This is a genomic window from Candidatus Cryptobacteroides sp. (genome assembly GCF_056207615.1).
Genome location: NZ_JBAEER010000130.1, coordinates 1 through 2,904, shown reverse-complemented (window position 1 = coordinate 2,904; position 2,904 = coordinate 1). Strand labels below are relative to the sequence as shown.

Genomic DNA, 2,904 nt, shown 5'->3' with positions numbered 1-2,904 from the left:
CAGCGAGGATCCACCTCTTCCCATTCCGAACAGAGAAGTTAAGCTCGCTTACGCCGATGGTACTGCTACACCAAGTGGGAGAGTAGGTAGCTGCCGCGCTTCCTAAGAGACTCAGGTCACACGACCTGGGTCTCTTTTTTTTGTATATAAGATTTTTTTAGATTTCGTCTTTGATGTTGTACTTGTTGCGATCCTGTCCGGAACGGGAGATCATCTCGCAGATGAAGCCGGCAAGGAAAAGGAGTACGCCGATTACAAGGGCGACGAGTGCGAGGTAGAAGAGTGGCTGATCGGTCACTGGCCTGTACTTGATGCCGTTAGCCTGGTTGACGAGCTTGATGATGATCACAGAAACTGCGCAGATTATACCTGTGAGGAAAGTGACGATTCCGGTGAAGCCGAAGAAGTGCATTGGCTTCTTTCCGAAGGTGCTGAGGAACCAGAGACTAAGCAAATCGAGAAAACCGTTCACGAAACGTTCGATTCCGAACTTGCTCTTGCCATATTTTCTCTTCTGGTGGTGAACAGGCTTTTCTGTTATCCTGGTGAATCCAGCGTTCTTTGCCAGGTATGGGATGTACCTGTGCATTTCACTGTAGACCTCGACGTTCTTGACGACTTCGTTCTTGTATGCCTTGAGTCCGCAGTTCATGTCATGGAGCTTGACTCCGGTAACCTTGCGTGCAGTCCAGTTGTAGAGCTTCGAAGGAATGTTCTTGGTGAGCTTGTTGTCCTGACGGTTCTGCTTCCATCCGCTTACGATGTCCCATCCGTCCTCGACTACCATCCTGTACATTTCTGGAATCTCTTCTGGGGAGTCCTGCAGATCCGCGTCCATGGTTACGACGACCCTTCCTTTCGCAGCCTTGAAGCCGTGGTAGAGGGCAGCGGACTTGCCGTAGTTGCGTCGGAATGATATTCCGTGTATGCATGGGTTCTTCTCCGAAAGCTCCTGGATGGTATCCCATGATCCGTCTGTGCTGCCGTCGTCGACCATTATGAGCTCATACTTGTATTTCTGAGCATCCATGACCTTCTCTATCCAGGCGACTAGCTCCGGAAGTGACTCCTTCTCATTCAGGAGGGAGATTACGATGGAGAGGTCGAGTTCGTATGAAGGTTCCTTGATCATGGCTATTCAGCGTCGTTTTCCTTGTTCTTGAAATCCTTGAAAGGGTCCGGTGTAGGGACCTTGCCGGAGATGATCACCGAGAGGATGGTTCCGTAGATGAAGCACCAGATGAGCTGGCTGAAGAAACTGATGGTGGAGTAGTTCTCGGTCATCTTGTCAAGCGCCGACATCGAATTGGAATCAAGCATCTCACCATACATCTGATATACCAGGTCGATCTGCTTGTTGAGCAGGTCTGGGAATACGTACTCGCTCGCGATGTAGCTTGCTGCTGCAGTGATGATTGCAGAGAAGAGTGCCGTGAGCACTCCGAATTTCAGCGTGTCACTGTTCTTGACGTCATCATATTCCTTGACGAGCTTCTTCATGAAGAAAATCATCAGATATATGCATCCGACGAACTTGGCTATCCAGAGCAGGGATGCGAGTATTCCTCCCATCTGTGCTGATGCCATGGCGTTCGTGATGAATATGTATGAACCTGAAATCAGTCCGAACACCGCTCCTGCGATGCTGGCCTTGTTCAGAAGAGTGCCGTTCTCGAGTTTTTCCATAATAAACTTATGTGTTATCAGATAAGCAAAGATACAATTTTTTGCCTATCTTTGTATGATTATCCATATATACTTACCAGTCTTCGGCAGGATTGTATCTGCCGGGACGCAAAACAAAGAAATTTTATGATCAACATCACTTTCCCTGACGGTAGCGTCAAGCAGTTTGAAGCAGGCGTATCTGCTTATGACATTGCAATGAGTATCAGCCCTAGGCTCGCAGGCGACATCCTCGCAGCGACAGTCGTGCCTACTACAGACGCTACAGGAAAGGGTACTATCTATGATATTACCCGTCCGATTAACGAAGATGCTTCGATCAAGCTCCACAAGTGGGAGGATCCTGAGGCCAAGAAGGTTTTCTGGCACTCATCTTCTCACCTCATGGCAGAGGCTCTCGAGGCTCTCTATCCTGGCATCAAGTTCGGTATCGGACCAGCAATCGACAACGGTTTCTACTATGATGTGGATTTCGGCGGACATACTCTCGTTGAAGCTGAGCTCAAGGCTATCGAGGACAAGATGATCGAGCTTGCACGCACCAAGGAGCAGTTCGTTCGCACCGATGTCAGCAAGGAAGAGGCTCTCAAGAACTTCACCGAGAAGGGTGACCAGTACAAGTGCGAGCTTATCCAGGACCTCCAGGACGGTACCATCACCTTCTACCAGAACGGTGGCTTCACCGATCTCTGCCGTGGACCTCACCTCAAGGACACCTCAGTCATCAAGGCCGTGAAGCTCCTCTCAATCGCAGGTGCATACTGGAGAGGCGACGAGAAGCGCAACATGCTCACCCGTATCTATGGCGTCAGCTTCCCTAAGAAGACTCTTCTTGACGAGCACCTCGCACTCCTCGAGGAGGCAAAGAAGCGTGACCATCGCAAGATCGGAAAGGAGATGGAACTCTTCACCTTCTCACACAAGGTCGGCATGGGTCTCCCATTGTGGCTCCCTAAGGGTGCAGATCTCCGCTATCGTCTCGAGGTGTTCCTCCGCAAGATTCAGCAGAAGTATGGCTACCTTCCAGTAGTCACTCCACATATCGGTAACAAGGACCTCTACGTGACTTCAGGTCACTGGGAGCACTACGGCCAGGACTCATTCCGTCCTATCACCACTCCACAGGAGGGTGAGGAATACCTCCTCAAGCCAATGAACTGCCCTCATCACTGTGAGATCTATCGCAGCAAGCCTCGTTCATACAAGGATCTTCCTGTC

3 protein-coding genes and 1 rRNA gene are annotated in these 2,904 nt (G+C 50.2%); 2 read left to right on the top strand and 2 right to left on the bottom strand.

The window, feature by feature from the left end; genetic code table 11:
• Window positions 1-99 (top strand): 5S ribosomal RNA (gene rrf, locus AC06ND_RS07705); the annotation flags it as partial.
• Window positions 100-157: 58 nt separating this feature from the next.
• On the opposite strand, the gene AC06ND_RS07700 is transcribed toward rrf, so the two are convergent.
• Together AC06ND_RS07700 and AC06ND_RS07695 are read right to left on the bottom strand one after the other, a co-directional pair.
• Window positions 158-1,132 carry a glycosyltransferase family 2 protein gene (locus tag AC06ND_RS07700; protein WP_475678406.1) on the bottom strand — a complete coding sequence of 325 codons (975 nt, stop codon included), beginning with the start codon at window positions 1,130-1,132 and terminating at the stop codon, window positions 158-160.
• 2 nt (window positions 1,133-1,134) lie between these two features.
• Window positions 1,135-1,686 (bottom strand): DUF4199 domain-containing protein, encoded by a 552-nt coding sequence (locus tag AC06ND_RS07695; protein ID WP_475678405.1) that lies wholly within the window; start codon window positions 1,684-1,686, stop codon window positions 1,135-1,137.
• 126 nt (window positions 1,687-1,812) lie between these two features.
• Here AC06ND_RS07695 and AC06ND_RS07690 point away from each other — a divergent pair.
• On the top strand, window positions 1,813-2,904 hold a 1,092-nt coding region (locus AC06ND_RS07690; protein WP_475678404.1), incomplete at its 3' end, for a TGS domain-containing protein.

Bases quoted from the DNA above. Each gene is read 5' to 3' on its own strand.
- AC06ND_RS07695 (WP_475678405.1), bottom strand. From the start codon at position 1,686: ATGGAAAAACTCGAGAACGGCACTCTTCTGAACAAGGCCAGCATCGCA.
- AC06ND_RS07700 (WP_475678406.1), bottom strand. From the start codon at position 1,132: ATGATCAAGGAACCTTCATACGAACTCGACCTCTCCATCGTAATCTCC.